This window comes from Crocosphaera sp. UHCC 0190, from assembly GCF_034932065.1.
GTDB lineage: Bacteria > Cyanobacteriota > Cyanobacteriia > Cyanobacteriales > Microcystaceae > UHCC-0190.
This window is the reverse complement of sequence record NZ_JAYGHP010000002.1, coordinates 224751-248541: the sequence shown is the minus strand read 5'-3', so window position 1 is coordinate 248541 and position 23791 is coordinate 224751. Positions and strand designations below refer to the sequence as shown.

The 23791-nt window shown below is 38.1% G+C and carries 26 protein-coding genes and 1 pseudogene; 16 read left to right on the top strand and 11 right to left on the bottom strand.

Annotated elements, in window-relative coordinates; translation table 11 throughout:
* Positions 1-26 precede the first annotated feature (26 nt).
* The 7 genes from VB715_RS04315 to VB715_RS04285 form a co-directional block, all read right to left on the bottom strand.
* A complete protein-coding gene (locus VB715_RS04315; RefSeq protein ID WP_323299961.1) occupies positions 27-1364 on the bottom strand; it encodes a GTP-binding protein in 1338 nt (445 codons plus the stop codon).
* Between the two features lie 108 nt (positions 1365-1472).
* Positions 1473-3032, bottom strand: coding sequence for a circadian clock protein KaiC (kaiC, locus tag VB715_RS04310; protein ID WP_323299960.1), 1560 nt, complete (start codon positions 3030-3032; stop codon positions 1473-1475).
* Positions 3033-3129: 97 nt separating this feature from the next.
* Complete coding sequence (kaiB, locus tag VB715_RS04305) at positions 3130-3444, bottom strand: circadian clock protein KaiB (RefSeq protein ID WP_323293542.1); 315 nt, start codon at positions 3442-3444, stop codon at positions 3130-3132.
* 89 nt (positions 3445-3533) lie between these two features.
* The gene (locus VB715_RS04300; RefSeq protein ID WP_323299959.1) at positions 3534-4439 is read right to left on the bottom strand and encodes a circadian clock protein KaiA; all 906 of its coding nucleotides are present in this window, start codon (positions 4437-4439) and stop codon (positions 3534-3536) included.
* Between the two features lie 706 nt (positions 4440-5145).
* A complete protein-coding gene (locus tag VB715_RS04295) occupies positions 5146-6063 on the bottom strand; it encodes a serine aminopeptidase domain-containing protein (RefSeq protein ID WP_323299958.1) in 918 nt (305 codons plus the stop codon).
* 20 nt (positions 6064-6083) lie between these two features.
* A complete protein-coding gene (purN, locus tag VB715_RS04290) occupies positions 6084-6737 on the bottom strand; it encodes a phosphoribosylglycinamide formyltransferase (RefSeq protein WP_323299957.1) in 654 nt (217 codons plus the stop codon).
* A gap of 215 nt (positions 6738-6952) precedes the next feature.
* Positions 6953-7990: an aromatic ring-hydroxylating dioxygenase subunit alpha gene (locus VB715_RS04285; RefSeq protein ID WP_323299956.1), complete on the bottom strand. Its 1038-nt coding sequence runs from the start codon at positions 7988-7990 to the stop codon at positions 6953-6955.
* Positions 7991-8035: 45 nt separating this feature from the next.
* On the opposite strand from VB715_RS04285, the gene VB715_RS04280 reads away from it, so the two are divergent.
* From VB715_RS04280 to VB715_RS04270, 3 genes are all read left to right on the top strand, one after another.
* Positions 8036-8497 (top strand): hypothetical protein, encoded by a 462-nt coding sequence (locus VB715_RS04280; protein WP_323299955.1) that lies wholly within the window; start codon positions 8036-8038, stop codon positions 8495-8497.
* Between the two features lie 18 nt (positions 8498-8515).
* Positions 8516-8989: an SMC-Scp complex subunit ScpB gene (gene scpB / locus VB715_RS04275; protein WP_323299954.1), complete on the top strand. Its 474-nt coding sequence runs from the start codon at positions 8516-8518 to the stop codon at positions 8987-8989.
* An 83-nt stretch (positions 8990-9072) separates the two neighbouring features.
* Positions 9073-9432, top strand: coding sequence for a DUF760 domain-containing protein (locus tag VB715_RS04270; RefSeq protein WP_323299953.1), 360 nt, complete (start codon positions 9073-9075; stop codon positions 9430-9432).
* A 309-nt stretch (positions 9433-9741) separates the two neighbouring features.
* Here the strand turns inward: VB715_RS04270 and VB715_RS04265 are convergent, their stop codons facing one another.
* Positions 9742-11088: a proton extrusion protein PcxA gene (locus tag VB715_RS04265; RefSeq protein ID WP_323299952.1), complete on the bottom strand. Its 1347-nt coding sequence runs from the start codon at positions 11086-11088 to the stop codon at positions 9742-9744.
* 110 nt (positions 11089-11198) lie between these two features.
* Here VB715_RS04265 and VB715_RS04260 point away from each other — a divergent pair, with 110 nt between their 5' ends.
* From VB715_RS04260 to VB715_RS04245, 4 genes are all read left to right on the top strand, one after another.
* Entirely contained in the window at positions 11199-13346 is a 2148-nt protein-coding gene (locus VB715_RS04260) for a recombinase family protein (protein WP_323299951.1), read from the top strand.
* 107 nt (positions 13347-13453) lie between these two features.
* Complete coding sequence (locus VB715_RS04255) at positions 13454-13750, top strand: type II toxin-antitoxin system HigB family toxin (protein WP_323299950.1); 297 nt, start codon at positions 13454-13456, stop codon at positions 13748-13750.
* 172 nt (positions 13751-13922) lie between these two features.
* The gene (locus VB715_RS04250; RefSeq protein ID WP_323299949.1) at positions 13923-14318 is read left to right on the top strand and encodes a transcriptional regulator; all 396 of its coding nucleotides are present in this window, start codon (positions 13923-13925) and stop codon (positions 14316-14318) included.
* 199 nt (positions 14319-14517) lie between these two features.
* Positions 14518-14889 (top strand): hypothetical protein, encoded by a 372-nt coding sequence (locus tag VB715_RS04245; RefSeq protein WP_323299948.1) that lies wholly within the window; start codon positions 14518-14520, stop codon positions 14887-14889.
* A 39-nt stretch (positions 14890-14928) separates the two neighbouring features.
* On the opposite strand, the gene VB715_RS04240 is transcribed toward VB715_RS04245, so the two are convergent.
* A complete protein-coding gene (locus VB715_RS04240; RefSeq protein ID WP_323299947.1) occupies positions 14929-15297 on the bottom strand; it encodes a response regulator transcription factor in 369 nt (122 codons plus the stop codon).
* Positions 15298-15638: 341 nt separating this feature from the next.
* Positions 15639-15821 (bottom strand): 30S ribosomal protein S21, encoded by a 183-nt coding sequence (rpsU, locus tag VB715_RS04235; protein ID WP_012596483.1) that lies wholly within the window; start codon positions 15819-15821, stop codon positions 15639-15641.
* Positions 15822-16219: 398 nt separating this feature from the next.
* Between rpsU (VB715_RS04235) and VB715_RS04230 the strand changes: the two genes are divergently transcribed.
* Complete coding sequence (locus VB715_RS04230; protein WP_323299946.1) at positions 16220-16402, top strand: hypothetical protein; 183 nt, start codon at positions 16220-16222, stop codon at positions 16400-16402.
* Here the strand turns inward: VB715_RS04230 and VB715_RS04225 are convergent, their stop codons facing one another.
* Positions 16403-18196 carry an N-acetylmuramoyl-L-alanine amidase gene (locus tag VB715_RS04225; protein ID WP_323299945.1) on the bottom strand — a complete coding sequence of 598 codons (1794 nt, stop codon included), beginning with the start codon at positions 18194-18196 and terminating at the stop codon, positions 16403-16405.
* Between the two features lie 268 nt (positions 18197-18464).
* Here VB715_RS04225 and VB715_RS04220 point away from each other — a divergent pair, with 268 nt between their 5' ends.
* The 8 genes and pseudogenes from VB715_RS04220 (at position 18465) to VB715_RS04190 (ending at position 23783) form a co-directional block, all read left to right on the top strand.
* The gene (locus VB715_RS04220; RefSeq protein WP_323299944.1) at positions 18465-18752 is read left to right on the top strand and encodes an RNA-binding protein; all 288 of its coding nucleotides are present in this window, start codon (positions 18465-18467) and stop codon (positions 18750-18752) included.
* Positions 18753-18824: 72 nt separating this feature from the next.
* Positions 18825-19154: a pentapeptide repeat-containing protein gene (locus VB715_RS04215; RefSeq protein WP_323299943.1), complete on the top strand. Its 330-nt coding sequence runs from the start codon at positions 18825-18827 to the stop codon at positions 19152-19154.
* A 265-nt stretch (positions 19155-19419) separates the two neighbouring features.
* Positions 19420-19605: a 30S ribosomal protein S21 gene (gene rpsU / locus VB715_RS04210; protein ID WP_323293525.1), complete on the top strand. Its 186-nt coding sequence runs from the start codon at positions 19420-19422 to the stop codon at positions 19603-19605.
* 297 nt (positions 19606-19902) lie between these two features.
* Positions 19903-21939, top strand: coding sequence for an elongation factor G (locus VB715_RS04205; protein ID WP_323299942.1), 2037 nt, complete (start codon positions 19903-19905; stop codon positions 21937-21939).
* A gap of 109 nt (positions 21940-22048) precedes the next feature.
* Entirely contained in the window at positions 22049-22534 is a 486-nt protein-coding gene (locus VB715_RS04200) for a type II toxin-antitoxin system VapC family toxin (protein ID WP_323299941.1), read from the top strand.
* Between the two features lie 2 nt (positions 22535-22536).
* On the top strand, positions 22537-22701 hold the full coding sequence (locus VB715_RS04195; RefSeq protein WP_323299940.1) for a hypothetical protein: 165 nt from the start codon (positions 22537-22539) through the stop codon (positions 22699-22701).
* Positions 22702-22730: 29 nt separating this feature from the next.
* Positions 22731-22841, top strand: a pseudogene (locus tag VB715_RS21940) (elongation factor G); the annotation flags it as partial.
* Positions 22842-22994: 153 nt separating this feature from the next.
* Positions 22995-23783 carry a phospholipase D-like domain-containing protein gene (locus VB715_RS04190; protein ID WP_323299939.1) on the top strand — a complete coding sequence of 263 codons (789 nt, stop codon included), beginning with the start codon at positions 22995-22997 and terminating at the stop codon, positions 23781-23783.
* Positions 23784-23791: the final 8 nt, after the last annotated feature.

Here is a 23791-nt window from a genome sequence, read left to right as displayed (position 1 = left end):
TTGTTGATCCTACAGGTTTTTTTCGTTTAATTTTGTAAGCGATAAATAATCGTATTAGGATCAACTTGATTGAGAATAGTTTTGATGACCATACTTGGGCCCAAAGGCCCCCAACTACAGCCTTTTTCTAAATATTCTTGTGCTGCTTTACCAATAATATAAGTAAAATATCCGGCAATTCCTCCCTGCATTATAGCCGTACTACTATAAGTCGTTAATAGGCCTGGATTATCAAATAAACTAGAAGCAGCTAAGGCACTTTTTCCCAATCCCAAAATGACACTGCTGCCAATTTCTCCTAATAATAATCCTCCCGAACTCAACAGGATTTTACGCCATAATTTCCCTGCTTCATAACTGGTAATGGGTAAGCCGTATAATTGCGCTAAAGAGCGAATTAAGCCTAAATCTGTGATAGCTCCCCCGATTAGATCAAAAATCGCAATGGGATTAATAGCAACAGCTAAGGATTTGTATTTAACATATTTCCAGATAATTTCTTCTGCTTCTTTTTGTCGAATCTTAACAGTTTTTCTGGCAATATTTTCCTCTGCTTTTTCAGCTTGTCTTAAGGCATTCAGGGATAATAAAGAACGGCCTTCTTGATTTAAAATAGTCAAAATTTTATTTCTTAAAGCATCAATTTTAGGGGCAGGGGTTTCCCATTCTTCAGCAGTTGTGCCATCAGGATATTTGACTAAAATAGGAATAGGTTGGGGGGCAGCCGCAATCAGAACAATATCTTCTGGCACAATCAGTAATTGAGATTTTTCTTGAGACTTTTGACCAATCTTTTGTAATTGTTGATAGATTTCTTGGCAATCTTTTTCTGGATAGAGATCAATTTTATTAAACACCAAAATTAGAGGTTTTGAGGTTTTTCTTAAGCCTAATAATGCCTCATATTCAGTGCGAGTAATATCCTCAGAAATCACAAACAAAATTAAATCCGCTTGTTCGGCAATTTCCCGCGCCATGATAGCCCGTTGTTCCCCGTCAATTTCATCTAATCCAGGGGTATCAATAAACTCCACCTGAATTTTACCACTAGGGGGAGTCCAACGGACAGATTTTGGCCATTTTGTCACCCCGTGAATGGGGCCACTCTCAAGCATTTTTTGACCCATTAAGGCATTAATAACCGCAGATTTTCCCCTACTTACTAACCCAAAGGTAGCAATTTTAATAAAATTTTGCTCCAGCTTTTCTAAGGATGCTTTTAAAGCTTGTAAATCTGGCCTAACCGCCGCTTGAAGTTCAGGGTTTGGGGGATAATTCCAATGACGGCGAACACTACTATACCAGGATAGAGCCTGTTGAAGACTGGCGCGAGCTTGTTGTAAATGGGTTTCTTGTTGAGTCAAGGTAAGTCAAACAAAATGATTTATGGTTAATTATAATTAATATTAACAAATAACTCAGCCCGCGAAGGCGGGCTTTGTTTTAATAGCTGCACCTTTCAAGGTGTCAGCTTAATCCTCACTCTTATCCTTCACTCCCCGAACAATCCGAGATAATTCGCTTTTCTCATCAACAGCAATACGAGTTGGAGAACCACTAATAATCCGTTCATAATTACGGAATGAATCCTGAATAATGGGGCCATCTTGATTAATCATGTATTCTCGAATGCCTTTATCATGCCACGAACCCCGCATCTTAAAGACATTAATGGCCCGGGACATTTCCCCACGAATTTCGACATATTGCAACATCAAAATTGTATCTGTGATGGTAGAAATATGAGATTCCGTAATAGAATGGGCCCCCATAAATTGATCGGTGGTATTGGTAAAAAATCCCGTAATTTCTTCTTGTTTTGCGTACCCTGTTACCCCAATCACAAATTGACGAAAGGCATTATTTGTTACCCCTCTGGCCAAAGCTGATAAAGAATCAATAGCAATACGACCAGGTTTAAACTCAGAAATTTCTGATTTAATAATCTGTAAATGGTCTTCTAATCCGGCTGATTCGGGATAGGTACAGAGGAGTTTTAAGAGTCCTTTTCGTTCCATTTCTTCAAAATCAATCCCCCAAGAAAAAGCATTTCGAGATAACTGGGCCCGGGATTCTTCATAGGCAAATAAAATCGCTCTTTCTCCTTGGCGACATCCCTCTTCTAAAAATTTACTAACTAATAAAGTTTTACCCGTTCCCGTCGCCCCTGTGGCCAAAATAATGGAATCTTTAAAGAACCCTCCCCCGCACATTTCATCAAGGGTTTTAACACCGGAAGAAATTCGCGTATTAGATGACCGTTGTGTGAGTCGCATTGCTCCTAAGGGGAAGATATTAATGCCATCATTGGTAATCGTAAAAGGATATTCCCCTTTCATGTGGGTTGTCCCGCGAAGTTTCAGGATTTCTGCGGTACGACGGCGACGTTCTCCTTCTAAAACATTGCGAACAATTACCACATTATCCGAGACAAATTCTTCTACCCCAAAACGAGCAATTTGTCCATATTCTTCTATCCGTTCTGTGGTTAAAATTGAAGTGACACCGAGTAGCTTTAAACGAGCAACAAGGCGAAAAATTTCTCGTCTGACGACTGGGGCTGCATCATATTGTTGAAAAACTGCTGTCACAGAATCGATAGAAACAAGCTTGGCTTTATACTTATAAATCGCATACTGAATGCGTTCAATTAAAGCCGATAAATCGAAACTTCCAACGACTTCTTGACCATCAGGATCGGGGGAAGCATCGAGAATAAATAATTGCCCTTCATCAATGAGTTTTTGTAAATCCCAGCCAAAACTATAAGCATTTTCAATAATGTCAGTAGGGGATTCTTCAAAGGTAACAAATAATCCAGGATAATCGAAGTATTTGATGCCATGATAAAGGAATTGTACCGCGAGTAAGGTTTTTCCTGTTCCTGACGTTCCACTGACAAGGGTTGTTCTCCCCAAGGGTAAACCACCATGGGTAATTTCATCAAATCCTTCAATCATTGTCCGAATTTTTCGGACTCCTTTGGGAGATAATTCTTGTTGCTTGTTGCCGCTAGGAAGAGCTTGATTCATGATCGCTTTATTTAACTACTTTAAAAAGAAGATTATTCACAAATTAGGGAAAAACTGAAAGCTGAACATGGAATCTCATGACTTTATAATTAAAGTTTTAGAGTTCATTTTCTCTTTCTCGGATCTCTTCATACAGAAGATCTAGTCCAATTAATACTTTCTCTCTATCTGAGAGATCGCCAATAATTTTACGAACGGGTGGGGGCAAAATTTTGGCAAGGGTGGGGGTGGCTAAGATTTTGTCTTCTTCAGCGAGTTGGGGATTTTTCAGCACATCAATCACCTTTAAAGCATAAACCCCTTTAAATTCATCTTCAAGAATATTTTTTAGGGTTTTTAAAGCTCGTACGGAGTTGGGGGTGTTACCTGCGACATAGAGCTTGAGAACATAGGTTTTTTTAAAGTTAATCATGGGTGCAAGTTAGGAAAAATCATTGAGTAAGGATCTTGAGTTTAGAGATAACATAAAAAGGTTAAAAAATCCCAGACTGTTGTCTTACTTTAATCTATTTGATTTAATAAATCAAAAAGAATATCTCCTCTGGGAATAGAACGGCGATACATTTCTCCTAAATGAGCTAGAATATCAATAATTGTTAAGCGATAGTCCAGCAAAATTTCTTCACTACGCCCTTCTAATTTAAGTTGTTGAGAAAATTCATCCATTAACTCCATGTGAATTTCTAAGACACGAGACACAGAAACATCGGCAAAAAATGCCTGATTTACGAATTGATCGATCGCTTGATTGACATCGGAATTATCATTAAAGTAATTAAGCACAATTTCTCGATAGTTGTCACTTAGTTGTTTAATTAACTCCTTTTTATCTTCTGGGGAAAGATTACGATAAAAACACTTGGGGTTACGTTTATAGTACACACCTAAATATCCCAGTCTTTCTTTTAGCTTTTCTGCTAACCGACGCTGTTGTAATAATAAAAAACTCTGATGATTTTCATCAATTATTTCTTGTTGAGGAGACGCAGGACGACTGTTGAGAAAACAACTGGGGCCAAGAGTGAGAAACTTAGTAATAGCACGGTCAATGGTGATAGGAATATCATCTAATTCACGGGCAATATGATGAATTTCCGCACTATGATACAAAAAAGTTGGAGACTCTTTCCCTTGGAAGTTTTCCTCAAATTCTATCTCTCGCTCAATAATTATAACGGGTAACAGGGTTCCCTGTTCATAAAGTTGATTAAATAACGGCAGGATAGCGGGATCTCGAATGACAATCAGACAATCGATGGTTTCGCTTTGCTGGGTAACGAAGGCCAATAATTCCTCTGCTGCCTCTATTATATATAAACGATAGCGTTCGTCCCTCAGATGTTTGGTCAGAGACTGGGCGAGAATTCTGTCACCGCTATAAAGACAAATCGATAGTCGAGTATGCAATGTCCTTCAGGTAAATAGACGAAAATAAATCGGAGGACAACTCCTCTTTAAGAAGTTAACATAATCAACTTACGCCAAGCTACATTTTTTTTTAAGATACTTTGTCAAGCTCAGTTTATAAAACTTATTGATTAGTTCTTCTGTACTCTCTACGCTGTTATCTGAATTGGGTTATTTTTGGGGATAAGGGAAAACTAAGGAAAAACGCAAGTAACGAAATACAGGGTTTTGAGGGTTGTAATCGAATTTTTGTATGGAGAGATGCAACATAACATTAGTATAGCAGATTTTGAAAATAGGCAAATTCTGGTTTTCGGGCAAATTTTAGCAAAATCAGGAAAAACAGGATCTTCATGAAGTTCTGTCAAGGGCGTTGATTGATTGAAATAAATCATAGTTTATACAATTTAATATAATTTGGGCTAATTAATAGAGGTGGTATTCTGGTTATTTTTTTCCTAATAGAAAATAAGTTAATAAAATCAGTTATTATTATCAGATTTTTAGTCTTATTTTCAACCTTATAAAAGCCTGGGAAGCCAGGCTTTGTTTATGTAGTCTTAGCCTTTAGGCTATAGAACATTGATAATTAGATTAGCCATGGTGAGAATATCAATATTTTAGATCAGTATTCATGATTTTGTGATGTCATGATCAAGAAATTTTATCGTAGGGTGGACAATGCCCACCTTTGTTATTATCAATATTACTCAAATCCATGAATGACTAATTCATAGTAATCTTGATGAATGGCTTCGAGGGCTTGAGTTAAGGCATCAGAATGAATCCAACCCACAAAACCCGCATAAAGACATTCTTCTTGCTCATTCGCCACAAAAATATGAAGCACATTGAGGGGATTTGTCCACAGTCGAATACTGACTCCTTTTTCAAAGGTTAAATAGGTTTTCGCTCTCTCAAAATCTCGCGGATGAGCATCAGTCATTCCAGGAATTAATTGCAGTCGCTCAATTAAAATGCTAGGCAAATCTTTTTCAAATAAGGCGGGACTAGGGGAAGTTTGCCAAAACTTTTGAATCACTTCAACGACATGGGGATGATTTTTAAGTTGGGCGTGAGAAATGGCTGGTAAACCAACAAAATGAGCATAGGATAATTTAGTGGCTGAGATGGGAATAGTACCATCGCTGCCATTATCAATATTACCCGCAATCACTAAGGTGGGAATAATTTTAGTGATTCTATCAGCCATGATTCGGCGGTTTTTTCCTAAGTCTTTGGCAATGCCAATACCAAGGGATAAGGGGTCAATAATTCGGGCAATATCTGCACCCCCGACAGGAGAAGCAATGAGAGTTAGAGAGTTGATTTTTGACCACCATTTAGGATGTTTATTGAGAATTTCTAACCAAATTAATCCCCCCATGGAGTGACCAATAATTTGCCAAGGAGTTGTCGGATATTTTTCAATGATTTCTAGGGCAGAAGCTTCAACGGTTTCCATGAGAGCGTCAAGACTTAACCAGGTTTTTAACCACCCCAAATTAGGGGCAATGATTTTTGTATTCGGAGTAACTAATGCGGTGGCCAGTTGACTAATTTCTTCATTGGTATCCGCCCATCCATGTTGGGCAAAAAGTATGAAATCAGGCGCGTCAATCATGGGTTTATTGAGTCTGATACTTAAGGATAAAGTTGGGCAGCTAAAGCAATCCCTTGGGGGAAAATTTTGTGTTCTTGAATTTGAATTCTGGCGTGTAAGGTTTCTGGAGTGTCATGGGGCAAAATTGGTACGGCAGCTTGTAATAAAATGGGGCCACTATCTACTTCTATACTGGCAATATGAACGGTGCAACCTGTGATTTTTACCCCAGATTCTAAGGCTTGTTCAACGGCATTAATTCCTTTAAAACTAGGTAATAAACTAGGATGAATATTGATGACATGGTTGGGAAATGCTTCTAATAAAACTGGGGTCACAATTCGCATCCACCCCGCCATGATCACCCAGTCAATTTGGTATTCTCTAAATAGGTTGACAATGGCTTGATCTAGGTCTTCTCTCCCCTTAAATTTGCGGTGATTAAGTAATTTTGCCTCTAGGTTTAATCTCTGCGCTCTTTCTTGAACTTTTGCCTGGGGATTATTGTAAATTACTAAGGGGATTTTGGCATTGAGTTCTTGATGATTAATGGCTTGAGCAATTACTTCAAAATTGCTACCACTTCCTGATGCTAATACTCCCAATTTTAAAGTTTTTTCTATGTGCAGTTCTTCAGGAGATAATTGGGGAGAGATAAAACTAGGGGTGTGTTCTAATTGCAAGGAAGTGTCCATAGGCAATGAAAATTAGATGATTAACCGATTTACTTGGGTTTGCTGGATTTACTCTTTGTTAATTATACCAGGGTAGTTGCTCCTTTTTTGCTCTTGAGGTACATTTTTATCAGATCACTTTTTCCAACAAATCCCAGGAAATTTTTTGGCGGAAAATAAGATTTTTCTTAGCTTATTTTCTCTGACTTTTGAAATAGATTTATGAAACTAAAACTCTACTTTTTCTCAACTTCACCTAGGAGTTTAATCAGTTTTTGTACTTGACTAATAGTAGGATTGACTTCATGGGTTTTCTGGTTCTTATTTTGTAAGTAAGCTTGTTGTTCTTGTTCAATCATTTTAACATCTTGTGCCACTAATCCATCTAACATTTTTTGTGCTGTTCCCCATAAACTATTTTTGAGTAATTGTCGAAACCAAATCGGTAATTTATGTAATCGCCAAAAGGCGTTTAAAGAGGTAAAATGAATTAAGTAAGCGCGAGTATGGGTTAAATTAATCGGACAAAATAAACAATAAATTGTAAACTCTTTACCTAATTTTGATAGCCAATGGGGATAAATATAACTGACAGTTAAGGGTTCAGAATGTAACCGTCTTAATTGAGGGAAAAATAATTGACTAACTGACCAAATTTTATCAATTTTATAATAACTTTGGGCTTCATAAAAAGCATTAACTTTATGCTTTTCTGTGCATAATTCTTTTAATTTTGCTCCCGTCCAAGCCTGATAATTATGATGGAGATGACCATGATACATATCCATTAAATTTTCAATCAAAAATGAAAAATGTCCTTGACAATCAATGACTGAAACAGTTCCTAAATAATTGAGAGCTTGCCATTCAGGAATTTTTAAGGGCTGAATATTATTCGCGTTCAAAATACTTTTATCCCCAGGAAATACCCAGATAAATCCATCAGATTCCTGAACAGGATAGGCATAAATTTGACAGTTAGGTAATTGTTGGCTTTCCGTTAAATAAGGAATAACAATACAGTTTCCTTCCTGATTAAATTGCCAGCCATGATAAGCACATTCTAGAGAATTTTCGACAACTTGACCCTCACTTAGTTTGACTTGTCGATGGGGACAACGATTATCAAGTCCATGAATTTTCCCCTTACTATCTCGATAGAGTACAATAGAACGATACCATAATTGAACCCCTAAGGGTTTAGTGGTAACATCTGTGCTACGAGCTACCACATACCAATAGTTTAAATTGATCTCACAAGTACGGATATCCATGGGAAATGGTAATAAAAACAGAACAACCTAGGATTAAAAAATACCATGAAATGTGAGTGGATAAAAGTTCAAGGAATTCTCATAAAAGGCCATCAAGTCGCTTCAGGAATCGCCAAACATAGCCCCTATCCCCAAGGTTCGATTGAGATGCAAACTCCCTTTTTTCAAAAACTAGGATTAGATATTTCTGCTCTGTTTTCAGGAACCTTAAATGTTTCCATCCGTCCTGATAAATTTAGCGTAAAATCTCCAAAATATACCTTTAAACAAGTGCAATGGAATCCTACCTCTCCCCCAGAAACCTTTTCCTTTTCTCCTTGTCGCCTTAGTTATGAAGGCTTTACTCATGATAGCCTAATTTATTATCCTCATCCTGAAACCAAACCCAGCCACTTTCAAGATGATTCAACCTTGGAAATTCTGGCCCCTCCCATTGCGAAAATTCAATATGGCGATCGCGTCCAACTCGAAATTAATCCCCAAGAAATTGCTATTTTCCTTAATTGAGGTATAATATATATAACGATGAAATTAACGACTAAAATTGAAGCAATTCTGTACTTGAAAGGTCAACCCTTAACATTAGTTGACATTGCTCAATGGGCAGACTCGTCCGTAGAAGAAGCACAAGAAGCGATCATGGAATTGATATCTGATTATGCCTACCGAGACAGTGCCTTAGAAGTCGTAGAGACAGGAAGCGGATACAGCCTACAGTTGCGCTCCGTTTTTGACGATCTGATGGATCATCTCATTCCCGCAGAGTTAGGAAAAGGAACTTTAAGAACTTTAGCGGCCATCGCTCTTAAAAATCCCATTGTACAGACTGATTTAATTGAGTTGCGGGGAAGTACAGCTTACCAACAAGTTCAGGAATTAGTTGAATTAGGATTTATCCGTAAACGCCGTCAAGAAAATGGTCGTTCTTACTTATTGGAAGTTACTAGCAAATTTCATCAATATTTCGAGATTGAGCAACTTTCTGAATCTAGAGAGTAATTTTTAGCTATTTCTCCCAGTAGCGTTTATAGTGGGTAGTATGTAACAGTGGAAAGTAAGTCAACCCCAATTTTGGAGTTCTAATGGTATTCAATTTTGACTTTTTCGCTTCTGAACCAGAAGAACAAAACGCAAATGCCCTCATTCAATACTTACAACAACAACACCCTGAAACCCTAACCCGCATTGCCCAATCTGCCAGTCCAGAAATCCAGCAAATCATCACCCAGAACGTCCAGGGATTGGTGGGAATGCTACCCTCTGAAGATTTTAACATGGCTATTACCACTGATCGAGAAAATTTAGCCAATCTCTTGGCCTCGGCCATGATGACGGGATATTTCCTGGGTCAAATGGAACAGAGAAAAAATCTAGAGGTGACACTCTCTAATACAGAGTCATTACATCCTAATCCTTCCCCTAATCGTCAAGCCAAGGATTAAGACAGTGGGATGCTATAGTTGGGACAGGGAAGCCCTATCATCTAGTTTAAGCGCGTAGTTAACGTTTTCTCTTCCTTGTCCCCTGATTGTCCCCCCAAAAAGGATTTAACCCCCTTTAGCAAAGCTTCCCATCACTAAAGCAGATAGTAAAATCCCTGGAGTCAACAAAGCAATTAAGAGTAGTAGTTGATCAACCGTCATCTTCTTCTTCCAAATTTTAATACATTCCTCTGTTAAGCTAACGTATTTCTGTGAGAATTTCCCCGATTTAATCAACTTTTAACAACTAGCTAATTGCTCATTTTCAAATCACTCATTCATATTCTTATAAGTTGCAACAGCAGAAGGAGAAATGCGGTTGAGATAACGGAAAATCCAGTATTTTAAAACCGTATCTAAAATCACCGGAAACGTGGCAATAAACAAGAAATTAAACTCCTTATTTTCTGGTAAACCAAAATGACGAGCTACCCCTTCTAGGATAACTTCCCATCCATGAGGAGAGTGGAAACCAACGAACATATCCGTAAACAAAATAATCAGAAATGCTTTAGCAGGATCACTCAAACCGTACAAAATTTCGTCAAGAAATGATTTAAGAACCTCAATTTCTTTTTTACTAGTGGTAATAACGACCCCAAAAGAAATGACAGAAAAAAGATCCGCAAAAATATTAGCAATAGCATCAATCCCTTGATGGCGGTATTCTTCAGTAATTTCTTGGGCCCTTACTTTGACTTTTTCTTCTATTTCTTCCTTATTTAAGGGTTCTCTCAAACCGATTAAGTTCTGAAACTTAAGAATTTCTTCATAATGACCTAATTCTTGAAAAGCTTCTTCTTCTAAGTCTCTATTAATAAAAATAACCTGCTCATGTTGTTGAAAATAATGATTAATAACCGGAGTCAAGATAAAAGTTTTTGTCAGTTGATGGGTTAATAAAGGCACAATAATTAGTAATAAAATAAACTTAATTGATAGGGCAGTTCTGTAACGAGATTTTCGATATTTATTAAGAACTTGTTCTTCAGTTTCTCCTGATTTGGGATCAATTTCTTGCTTAATTTTATTGAGGGTATTAACAAAAGATCGAGGCAGTACCCCAGTCTTTTTAGAGGCAGATTCTAACCCTTGATCTCGCTCTTTATGAGTACCATTTTTGTTAGGATTTCGAGTAGAATCTGCGGGAACAATTTGAGAAGAATTTAGACTATCTAAAGAGGCCGTATTTAAAGCAAGAGAACTAGATGAAAGCTCATCAACATCAGGAGAATGATATTTAGATGTTATCTCGTCAATCACCTTTAACTTCTCTAGAATAATTGCCGCTTTGGTGTTTTTTTCCTGTAACTCTCCTTGGGTTTCTGGGTTTTCTGATGACTCCTGAAGATTCGATACATTGAGAAATAAGCGACTTGCCTTAAACACGCCTAATCCCATATTAATTTTTTGTATGTTACCATTCACTTCTGTTTTAAAATAAGCAATAACACTCTCACCATAGTCAGCATTCTCAGCAGAGACTTTTTGACCTCGAAAATGTTTATCTTCAATATCTTTAATTTTTAACGCGGCTTTATAAGCTCGATCTAAAGATCTTTCAGGGGTCGCAGTTAACCAGTCAGAAGCATTTCTAATTAGGGAACTCAGTTTCATATTAATTGATACTTACTTTTAGCAAATAGGGAATAAAATAGGTGAGCAGAAACAACAAGGCAAACACCTGAAAGTGATTGTATATTAACAAATTAATTTGAGTAATCTCCATGAAATTGACCTCTCTTTGGATTGAAGGAACTACCCGCAGTGGAAAAACAACCCGTTTAATTGAAGAATTTGGCCGCTGGGTGGAGAATAAACCCTATAAACCCCAAAATACCTCTCCCATTCCCTCCGTTACCCAAAATCTCGCCTCATCTGTGTTAGTCTTATCAGCAAATGATGAGAATCGCCGTGAATTGGGGGACAAACTCTCCTTATCTGTCCGAGGAAGTTATCCCATTCTTTGCAAAACCCTTTTAGGATTGATCAGGGATGAGGTTAACCTGTTTTGGCCTCTATTGTTTGAAGAACTCAACTTAAAGGCCCAATTTCCCCTCTTGTTACGTCCCGAAACCGAACAAACCTTAGCTACCCAATTATGGCGGTTTCAGTTAGACAAGTATCAGGAATCACTGAGTGGAAGCAGCGAGTCCCGTTTTGTTCGCCAGACCTTGGATTTATTACAGTTGGCCGGTGCAAGTGGCATCAGGGTCGAGGATATCCCCTATATTCTAGAACATGGTTTAGGGGAGGGGGATGGCTTTTTAGGACAGTTAAATAATTCTGAGGGTTCCCTAGGGAATTTAGGGCAATTACGGGGAGATTTAATCTTAGAATGGCAGCAGTGGTGTTTAGAACGCGGTTTATTGACTTATGGATTGATTTATACCCTTTATTGGCGATATCTCTTACCGCATCCCCAATATCAACAACATTTAATTAGTCGTTATCAGGCCATTTTTGCCGATGACGTGGATGATTATCCGGCGATCGCCAAAGATTTATTTAAGTTTCTTTTAGATCAAGGGGCCTTTGGGTTATTTACTTACAACCCAGAGGGACAAATTCGCTTAGGATTAAATGCTGATCCTCAATATTTATCTCAATTAGCATCTTATTGTCAGGTCAAAATATTACCGAATTCTTCAGGAATTGCCAAGGAATATGGGGAATTAATTGTGAACTTAGCTACCGATCCCCTTTATATTACTAATCTTCCCGATAAATTTACATCTATTCAAACTATTTCCCGTGCTGAATTACTCCGCAAAACTGCAAACTTGATCATTAAAATCATTAAAACAAGGCAAGTTAATCCTGAAGATATTGCTATTATTGCTCCAGGATTAGATGAAATTGCTCGCTATACTTTAATAGAAATTTTATCTGCAGCAGACATTCCTATTAAACCATTAAATGAACAACGCCCCTTAATTAGTTTTCCCATTGTTCAAGCTTTATTATCGTTATTAGGACTAACTTATCCCGGATTAGGGCAACTAATTAGAACAGATGATATCGCCCAAATGTTAACAGTTTTAAGTCAAAATTCTGATCAAAAAAATCCTGCAATTGATCCCGTTAGATCGGGTTTGATTGCTGATGCTTGTTATCAAATTAATAGTGAACATCCTCAATTATTGCCTGTTGAAAAATATAGCCGTTGGGATAGATTAGGCAATCAAGCAACAGAAGATTACAAAAGGATTTGTCAATGGATTGAAGTCACAAAAAATCTTGTTCAACAAGAACAGTTAACCAGTCCCATGATTGTGTTAGACAAAGCAATTAAGCAATTAATTGAAGTCAAAATAAAGTTGTCTTATGAACAATTATCAGCCTTACGAGAATTAACAGAAACAAGTCAACATTTTTGGGAAATTGATCGCCGTTTACGACAACATGATCCTAACCCCAAACCTCAAGGAGAAACCTTGATTGACTTTATTCAATTGTTACGCAAAGGAACCATTACAGCTAATCCTCGACCGATTCGTTATTTAGGAAAACAACCAGGTTATGTTACCTTAGCAACAATTTTTCAATATCGTTCTTTAAGGCGTTCTCATCCTTGGCAATTTTGGTTAGATACCTCATCAAATTTGTGGGAAAAAGGCGGGGCTTCAGTGCTATTTTGCGCCCCTTTATTCTTACGGGAATGGTCAGGGCGTACCCTAACCCCTGAAGATGAATTTGAGGCTGATCAAGCCCGTTTAAAGCGTATTCTAAGGGATTTATTAGGTAGGGCAGAAGAAAAAGTTATTCTCTGTCACAGCGATTTAAGTGTTAAGGGAACAGAACAAACAGGGCCATTATTAACCTTAGTTAATGGTTGTCAAGAAGTAGATTTAGAAGAAGAATTAATTAAATAATTTAAAGTTTGCTCAATTCCCTTGACAGATCAAGATTTTTAGAATATTGTGTGGATTGATCTCATTTTGAGATCTAACAAGAACCTTGAAAATTAGGAGACGCTTTGATGCGAGTAATCAACGACCAGTTGCTTGCTAACTTTAGCGCAATTTATCCAGAAGCAACCGTACCGTTGGATACTTGGTTGCAAGTTGCTAAACAAGCAAGATGGAAACATCTGTTTGATATTAAAATAACTTGGAATCGTGCAACAGATGATGTTGATGGTAAAACCGTCTTTAACATAGGAGGGAATAAATATCGATTAATTGCTACTATTAACTACAAATTAGGAATTGTAAAAATTGATTATATCTTAACCCATCAAGAATACAATAGAGGAAATTGGAAAACTAACAGTTAACTAAATATCCAGAAAATATATAAAATTTCTGAGTATTCCCATTATTACAAATAATCTTAGCTTATTTCATTTTTTATTCTTATGTTTGACACTTCCTAGCTTAACTTAAACCTTCTTTCAAGAAGGGATTTATTTAACTTAGTTGACATGATATACATAGAGGACATTGGCTATGATGACTCAAGATTACATTAATCTTCTAACCACAGTACAACCTAAACCAATTCACACAGAACAAGAAAAACAGAAAATGTTAAAACAAGTCGATCAACTCATGGCGATTGACGAAAATGAGTTGACATTAGAACAAGAAAACTTGCTTGAACTATTAGCAATCTTGATTGAAGATTATGAAAGTAGAACTGTTCAAATGCCCCAAAAAGCTTCTCCTAATGAAATTCTGATTGAACTCATGGAAAGCAATGATCTTAAACAAAAAGATCTCTTAGACATTTTTGGTTCAAAAGGGATTATTTCTGAAGTGGTTAATCAAAAAAGAAGTATCAGCAAAAGTCAAGCAAAAGCTCTAGGAGAAAGATTTAATGTATCCCCGGCACTTTTTATCTAAATATCAAAACTAAAAAATTATGACAGTGTAATAGTAGTTACAAATATCTTTTTTTCCCAGACCAATCTTTTGGGAAAAAATGACGACTAAGACGAATAAAAAGTCGGGAGAATAGCAGAATATGGCTAAAAAAAAGCATTTTAAAGCAAAAATTTCTGACTTTAATCTTTGAGAAAGTCAAACACAGGATTTGATAACAATGGCTTTGATATTTTCTGCAAATTTTTCAGCCATTTCCCCTACACAACAACACCCCCCCAGGAACAATTCCCCCGTGCTTGCCCCAAAACAACAACAGAGCAAGGGGCCATGTCTAAATCATGTAATCTCAACATTACCCTTAAATAGCGACAATTTTCGACCTATGACAATTCAAAAATTCGGATATGTAATTGAAGAGTACACAAAGTGGAGATTCCATGAAAACGAAGTCCAGCACTGCACCGGATTTAAAACTAAATCTGATGCTCAAGAAGCTCTAGAAGAGCGAATAAAATTTATCATTGATAGTGATAACCTGTCCTATCGTGATACGAAAATATTCTCTTATGAAGACTTAGACGCTAATTAGTCAAGTTTCTTCCCTTAAGAGAAATTGCTAGTTAAATAACTAAGAATTCCTCAATAACTGCTTAACTGTTCCCAATAATTCACTGGCAGGAAACGGCTTAACGATATAAGCATCTGCTCCTTGTTTTAATCCCCAATAATGATCGACTTGTGTACTTTTTGTTGAACAAAGAATCACCGGAATATGCTCTGTTTTCGGATCAGTTTTAATGCTGCGACAAGTTTGATAGCCATTTAGTTTTGGCATCACCACATCTAAAATAATCAAATCAGGAGACAGGGAGGCTAACTTTTCTAACGCTTCAGCCCCATTAATTGCTGTCGTCACAGAAAAGCCATTTTCTATCAATAAACCAGCGATTAATTCTCGCTGGGCGGTGCTATCATCGGCCACTAAAATGGTTCGCATGAGATATCACTAGCAATAAATTTAGTAACTTTGTATCTTTTATTATATACTCAGATGGCAGGAGAAAGCCTTAAGTATCATTCCCCATTATCTGACAGTTAAGGGACAGATAGTGAAAAAAAACCAGGGGATTTGGTGCCAGATCTTTGAGTAAGTCTCATTGATAGAATACCCACATAAGTTATTGAACTATCATCTTGTCGAAAAATTCTTCCTAAATTTGGGGAATAGGTGAAAACCCCAACTAAATCACTTCGTTGGGGCTTTTGATTCTTCCCCAAACCAACGGAGAAGGGCTACAATATGAATTAACATCTGCTTGCCATAGATGTTTCTCGCATTTAACGTCTGCGCGATCGCTGTCTCCGCCGAGTTGCTTCTTTGCGCTTCCGTTTTTCCTGTGGCGTTTCAAAAAATTGGTGCTTTTTATAGTCTGTGTAGATTCCAGCTTTAGCAACCTGCCGTTTAAACCGACGTAACGCAGATTCGATGGGTTCGTTTTGACCAACGACTACTTGGGTCATTATTTAACTTTACACCTCCTGTTTGTTTCGATAGGTTGGACAGTGATCAGCCCTAAGACTGAGAGACTTTATCGGGATTAAGGTCAATTGAGCTACAATTCCTCAACCTATCAAGTATATCCTATTTAGGAGGCTCAAGATTAATATAACAATTTATAAAGCTGACACTTTTTTGTGCCTTAGTTTCCTCATCTCAGAGTAGGGAAAAACAGACTTTTACCCCTAATTTAATTGTGTCCGACTACTTGACTTTATCAAAATAATACATAACTTTTGGGTAGTCTTTAGGATCACTTCATACTGTGATCACAATCACGACCCTAGGGATATCTCGGTCACTGTCCGTATTCATTCTTAGAGATTACAATAGACCAACATAGGTGAACTGTGACGGTATTATGGCTAAAACATCTGAACAACCACTGCAACCTAATCCTTTTCGTACCTACCGCGATCCCCAAACGGGGTTATGGGTAGTGATTAAACCAACCCCTGTGTCAGTGACGAGTTCATCTGCTGACGGACAACCCCAGTTTTCAGACTCCCAGAATACCACATCAGTACAGTCTTTCTGGACTTAACTATTTGTCAAGAATTGATGAAGTTGCTTGTTGTTTAAACCATTCTGTAATCCCATCGGCTAGGGTTTGAGCAAGAATAGTTTGCTCCTGAGAATTTGTTACCCATTCAAATTCTGTCGGATTGATCATAAAACCTAATTCTAATAAAACGGCCGGAGTTATCTGGGGACGGGTTAAAGCGAGATTATTCCAGAATACCCCATAGGAGGGGCGATTGGCCTTTGTGACTAAGTAATCATGAAGAAATTTTGCTAAGTTTTCAGCTTGGGGATGATACCAAAAGGTACTAATTCCCGACGTATTCATGGCATCCCCTCCATCGGGTAAGGCATTATAATGAATAGAAAGGGCGATCGCGGGTTGAAGGCGATTCATCATTTCTGCCCGTTGTTCTAAAGACACCGTTTGATCCGTTTCTCTCGTGAGGTAAACCGTAGCCCCTCGTTTAATTAATTCCTGTTTTAATAGTTGAGAAACGGTTAAATTAACAGACTTTTCGGGATAACCATTGGGGCCGACTGAACCTAATTCATCACCCCCATGGCCGGGATCTAGTAAGATCTTAATATTGTTTAAAGGTTGCTGACTATTGGGTTTTATTTCGGGGGGATGACGTAGGGTAAAAATCAAGTTAGTGCCTTCATATTTTAAATTATATCCCCACTGTTGATTTGAGGTTAAATCAAAGCGATATTCTATTTTATCGGGGCTGACTTGTTGCCAAGAAAAACTTTTAATCATCGGTTCATATTCAAGGCGAATGGTGTCAGTTTGGGCTGTGGTATTATATAAAGTAAGGATCAGTTGATTATTTTCTTGAGTCACCGTCACAGGGACGGGAAGGGTTAAGGGAAAAATAACTTGAGTTTCTTGATTATTTTTTTGAAATTTAACACTTCTAATTAAGGCATTAGGGGACGTTAAATTTGGTACAACTTTAGTTTCCTTTTGTTTAATCCACCCCCCATAATCAAGCTGTAACCATTCCCCCGTTTGACCAACTACTGAGGCAATTGTCCCCTTGGGTAAGGGGGTAAGGCGTGAATTATCGGTGCTAGGGCCAGTTCTGGCAACCCCTTCATCTGCTATCACTTCAATAATTGTTAATTGATTGGGATTCAAAATTTCGACTGTTCCCATCCCTTTTTGACTCACGGTTTTCTGATTAAGATTAAGTTGAAAAATCGGCGTTCCTAAATTGCCAAAGGTTGTAAATATTGTACAGCCTTGATACTGAGTAATTGGGGAGGGAATGGGGTTATTAGAATCGGTCAGAATAGCAGAATTAGGAGGAAGTTCCACCGAATTATTTTGAGGCAATAAGGGAATCGTTTGATTAGCGAGGCTCACAGAAACCTGAGCATTAGGAGCCGCGATCGCCCCAAAACAAACCTGCTTATTTGGTAGGGTTGCAATTGACTGATTTGGAGTTAAGGAATTATTAGCGAAGGCCGCCCCTTGAGGAATAACCGGAGTAGAACTTAGGCGGGTTACGGTGACATTAATTGTCTTATTATTGTGGCGTAATGTAAACTGATTTGCTCCCATTCTCAAGGGAAAAGTTGGGGCAAAATGCCCTTGGGGACTCTGTTGAATTCTTTGACCATTAATAGTAACATCTCCTGGGAGAGAAGCCGTGCCAATTAAGAAAATTTTGTCAGAACTTGTTTGATGATTATTAGGGGGATAAACTAAAAATAAAGAAGGTTTATTTTTAGCCATAGAACGGCCAATAATGCTACCTTCTAGAAGGATTAAGGTTGAGACAGTAAATCCCAATAATTTTTTGGTCATAGCTTGCTCTTGGAGGATCAGGGGGAAAAATAGAGATTAATTAAAACAAAAAAATTCAGGTATTGCTCATGATAGCAATAATTGGCCATCTCAAATTGTTTTTGAGGGGTTAACATAAGACTTAAGGGAGAGATTTTCGGATAAGATCAGCAAACTGTGCTACGATACCCCCATAAGAGTTATTTCCTTTCGCTGTTTTGTCAAACTCTCTTTGCAAGCATCCGAGTGAATTTAACTCTCTACGATATCCACTATAGATTCTCATTTTATGTCAATTTACGTCGGTAACTTATCCTATGAGGTAACACAAGATGACCTCGAACAAGTTTTTGCAGAATACGGCACAGTAAGTCGCGTTCAACTTCCTTTGGATCGGGAAACAGGCAAAATGAGAGGTTTTGGTTTTGTCGAAATGAAAACAGAAGCAGAGGAAGATGCCGCCATTGAAGCCCTAGATGGGGCTGAATGGATGGGACGTTCTCTGAAGGTTAATAAAGCGAAGCCGAGAGAAGACAGAAAAAGCCCTGGCCGGGGGGGTTCTACTCGTCGCTATTAAACCTCAATCTACTGTCTAGTGTAGCTTGCCAAGAGAATCCCAGTCCAATTCAACCCAATTTATGAGGGCATTATGATGAATATTAAAGAACTTTTAAGCCGATATGGTGCCGGACAGCGGGACTTTAGAAATATTAACCTGATTGCTGCCAACCTGAGAAGTGTCAATCTGAGTGGCATTAATTTAATGGGTGCCGATCTCAGAGGTGCGAATCTGAGTAAGGCGAATCTTAGCCATGCTAACTTAACAGATGTCAGTTTGAAAGGAGCCAATTTGACTGAAACAAATTTAATTTCAGCCGATCTCAGTGGGGTTGATTTAAGTGATTTAGATTTGAGTCAAACTCGTCTTTCGAGGACTATTACGGCTGCTCAGATAGATGCTAACTTAATCTTGAAATAGGGATTAAATCAGTCGCCATTTTTGGTCATTGTTCATGGGTAATGATAATAGTTTGCTTCTACTCACTATCCAGAATCAAGTATCAAAAGATGACCATCAATAATTAACAATTAACTGTCAAAAATAAAGCGAAAGTTTATTGTTGTTTGGTATGGTAGGCGGAGGACTGAAACCCCAAAATTCAGAGGTTTTCCCTGTATTGGTGACTATTTGCTGTTAATGTTATTGAGGCCAATGTTTTGATGAATCTAGGAGAAGAAAATTAATGACCCAAATTATTCGTGGTGAAAATGAGGGTATTGAATCAGCCCTACGTCGTTTTAAAAGACAAGTGAGTAAAGCGGGAATTTTTCCCGATATGAAGAAACATCGTCATTTTGAAACCCCTATAGAAAAGCGTAAACGAAAAGCCCTCGCTAAACAGCGACAACGGAAAAGAAATTATCGCTAAAAATTAATACAAGAATTGAGCAAGCAGGATAAGCAACATCGAGGTTATTCTGCTTTTTTATTTGTAACATTAATTTACATTTATTTTTATTTCTTAATTAAACGTTGACCTTACTTTAAAAGACATTGCAAGATGTGTTTTCCCATACCCAAAGTGCGTTAAACTCACTACATTAAAAATAGAAACCCATATAGTGCGAGCTTGATTTTCCTTGTGCTTAGCACGCCATGTTAGGGAAACCTCCCCAACCTCTCTGTGTTGAGCGTCCCTTGAGAATTGGCTCAAAGGAGGTATTTTATGACCCACAAAGTTTTGGAAAATGTTAGGAATGTGGCCATCGTGGGCCCTTATTCAAGCGGCAAAACCACCCTACTCGAAAGCTTACTCTCGGTAAGTGGTGCCATTACCCGTAAAGGAAGTATTAAAGATGGTAACACCGTCAGCGATAGTTCCCCAGAAGCGAGAGAACGGCAAATGAGTGTGGAAGTTTCTGCCGCAAGTACCACCCACGACACCATTGAATTCACCTTTCTTGACTGTCCCGGTTCCATCGAATTTGCCCAAGAAACCTATAATGCTTTAGTAGGTGCAGGTGCGGCCATTGTAGTTTGTGAACCCGTGATCGATCGCCTGTTAACCCTGGCCCCCTTGTTAAAATTTTTGGACGACTGGGAAATTCCCCATCTAATTTTTATCAACAAAATGGATCGATTTAAAGACAGTTTTATGGACGTTCTTCACGCCCTCAAAGATGTCTCAACCCGTCCCGTTTTACCCCAACAATATCCCATTCGTCAAGATCGAGAATTAGTGGGATATATTGATCTAATCACCGAACAAGCCTATCATTATCATGCAGGTAGTCCCGCCGATCCCGTTCCTCTCCCTGAACGCCTCAAAGCAGAAGAACAAGCGGCCCGCCATGAAATGTTAGAAGTCTTAGCGGACTTTGATGATCATCTTTTAGAAGAATTAATTGAAGATATTGAACCGCCTCAAGCAGAAATTCTCAAAGATTTAAAACAGGATCTAGGTGCTGATTTAATTGTTCCCGTCTTCTTTGGTATTGCGGAACAAGACTATGGGGTGAGGCCTTTACTCAATGCCTTATGTAAAGAAGCCCCGGCCCCTACTATTACGGCCGAACGTCGCGGCTTAAAATCCACGACTGAAGCGGAAACCTTAGTACAGGTTCTCAAAACTTATTTTACTCCCCAAGGGGGCCAACTTTCCTTAGTCAGAGTATGGCAAGGAGAACTAACTGATGGTATGTCCCTAAATGGCGTTCGGGCCAGTGGTATTTATCGGTTGATGGGACAACAACAAAAGTCTGTACAACGGGCTTCTGTGGGGGATATTGTGGCTATTGGACGCTTAGAAAGTATTAAAACAGGAGACACCCTATCCAGTCAAGCCCAACCCAGTGAAGTGTTACCCAAAGCGGCTATTTTAGAACCTGTGTATGCGTTAGCTGTGACCCCAGAACATCGCAAAGATGAGGTGAAACTGAGTGGGGCTTTAGGTAAACTGATGGAAGAAGATCCCTCCTTGTATTGGGAACATCATGGAGACACCAAGGAAGTGATTCTGTGGGGACAGGGAGAGATTCATTTACGGGTAGCGTTAGATCGGTTGCGTCGTAAATATAACCTGCCTATGTCCACTCATTTACCCCAAACTCCCTACAAAGAAACCATCCGTCAAGGTCATAAAGTCCATGGCCGCTATAAACATCAAACGGGAGGTCATGGGGCCTTTGGAGATGTTCATTTAGAGATTAAACCTTTGGCCAGGGGTGAGGGTTTCCACTTCCATCAAACTATTGTGGGGGGTGTTGTACCAAAACAATACATTCCTGGGGTAGAAATGGGGGTTAAAGAGTATTTAGACCATGGCCCCTTGGGTTTCCCTGTGGTGGATGTAGATGTGACTTTAACGGACGGTTCCTATCATGCGGTGGATAGTTCAGAACAGGCGTTTAAACAAGCGGCCCGCATTGCTATGACGGAGGGAATGCCTTTATGTCATCCGATCTTATTAGAACCCATTTTATCAGTGGTGGTGTCTGCTCCTGCGGAATGTACTTCAAAAGTGTTGCAGTTGGTGAGTGGACGACGGGGCCAAATTCTTGGTTATGAGAGTTTAGCCCAATGGAAAGGATGGGATCAGGTGAGTGCTTATTTACCTCAAGCTGAGATGCACAATTTTATTGTTGAATTGCGATCGCTGACGATGGGTGTAGGTACGTTTACCTGGAATTATGACCATTTACAAGAAGTTCCTGATAAGGTGACAAGTAATGTTTTAGCTGCCAATGGTAACGGGAAAAATTAACGCTTTTTTCGGATTGCTTTAGGTGGTTTTTAATTGTAATTGGGGTAGATTGATATCTGCCCTTTTTGTGTATTATGTTAGAATATTCAAATTAATTTTTTCAAATTTTGTGAGTGGAACTGTCTATATTGAAACCAGTATTTTCGGTCATTTGACTGCTAGACCAACCAGTAATCTGATTGTTGCCGCTAATATCAAGATTACCCAAGATTGGTGGGATCAATACCGCAGCACATTTACACTTTACGCATCAGAGATCGTTGAAAATGAAGCAGCACAAGGCGATCGGATAATTGCTGCTCAACGGTTAGATCTGTTAAAGTCTTTAAGGCTGCTTGAATTGACGGAAGAGGTGTTTGAACTCTCTCAAGGGTTTCTGAGTCAAAGCAATTTACCCCCTAAAGCAGCCAACGATGCTTTACACATGGCACTTGCAACGGTCTATAACTTAGATTATTTGTTAACATGGAACTGCAAGCACATGGCAAATGCTCAGATTCAGCGTAAGTTAGCTCAAATTAGTTCCGATCTTGGCTATTTGTTGCCAGTCATTTGCACTCCCTATGAGCTTATTGGATATAATCCAGAGGTTTAGTTATGTACAAAAATGAGATTCTTGATGAAATTCACAGATATAGGGATGAATATGCTCAATCATTTCAATATGATCTAAGAGCAATTTTTAATGACTTGAAACAAAAGCAATTAATTCATAAAGATAGACTGGTTAAACTTCCCATCAAACGCTGGTCTAAACATTAATCAGATCTCGCTTTGCGAGTGCAACTGCAACCCTGACGATGGGTGTAGGTACGTTTACCTGGAATTATGATCATTTACAAGAAGTACCTGATAAGGTGACAAGTAATGTTTTAGCTGCCAATGGTAACGGGAAAAATTAACGCTTTTTTCTGATTGATTTAGGTGGTTTTTAATTATAATTAGGGTGGGTTTAGATCTGCCCTTTTTTTATTTATTAATTCAGGGGATATATAATCGTTAAGAGTACCTCAAAGTGTATTTGTGTTGTATTTAAGAAAAATTAACAAGCAAAAATGGCAACAATATCCTTTAATGATCGAGAAAAAATAAAAAAATTCATAACCCCACCACCTACCGACAAAGGTTATGTCCTAAATTTCTCCAATAATAATTTTCAGGAGTTTATAGGCTCCGCCACGGAACTCAATATTTATGAAGAGGGAAAATATGATAACCTTGGAACTTCTAAGGCAAATCGTCTACGCTCTTTTTTGGAGAAGGAACCTAATGCTATAGCAGGTAAGGTACTACTAAAATTAGTAGAGTATCAAAAAACTTTAAATCCTATTTATCATTCTTCAGAGATAAAACCTGATGAAATAGTAGAAATAGCAAATAAGCTGCTACAAGATAGCATAGATGAAGAAGGGGATGCTTCTGGAACAGTTTACTTTGAAAAGATCAGGGAGAATATTTTAAATGAACTGAAACAAGCTGAATTTACAATTTGGATAGCAGTAGCTTGGTTTACAGATCCTTGTCTGTTTAAATGTCTAATCATGAAAAAACTTAAAGGATTAAATATCCAAGTAATTATAAATGATGACCAGATTAATAACTCATCTGACTTAGACTATAATCAATTTGAAACTTATAAGTTGCCACCTTTAGGAGTTTACTCAAAAAATAAGATGCACCATAAATTTTGCATTATAGATTTCAAAACTGTTATTCATGGCTCTTATAATTGGACTAAAGCTGCAAGATATAATGGCGAAACGATAGAGATTTCAACTGGATATGAAAAGGCAAAACAATTCTCTCAAGAATTTATGAAACTTAAATTAGAAGGGATGAATTAAAGAAAGCT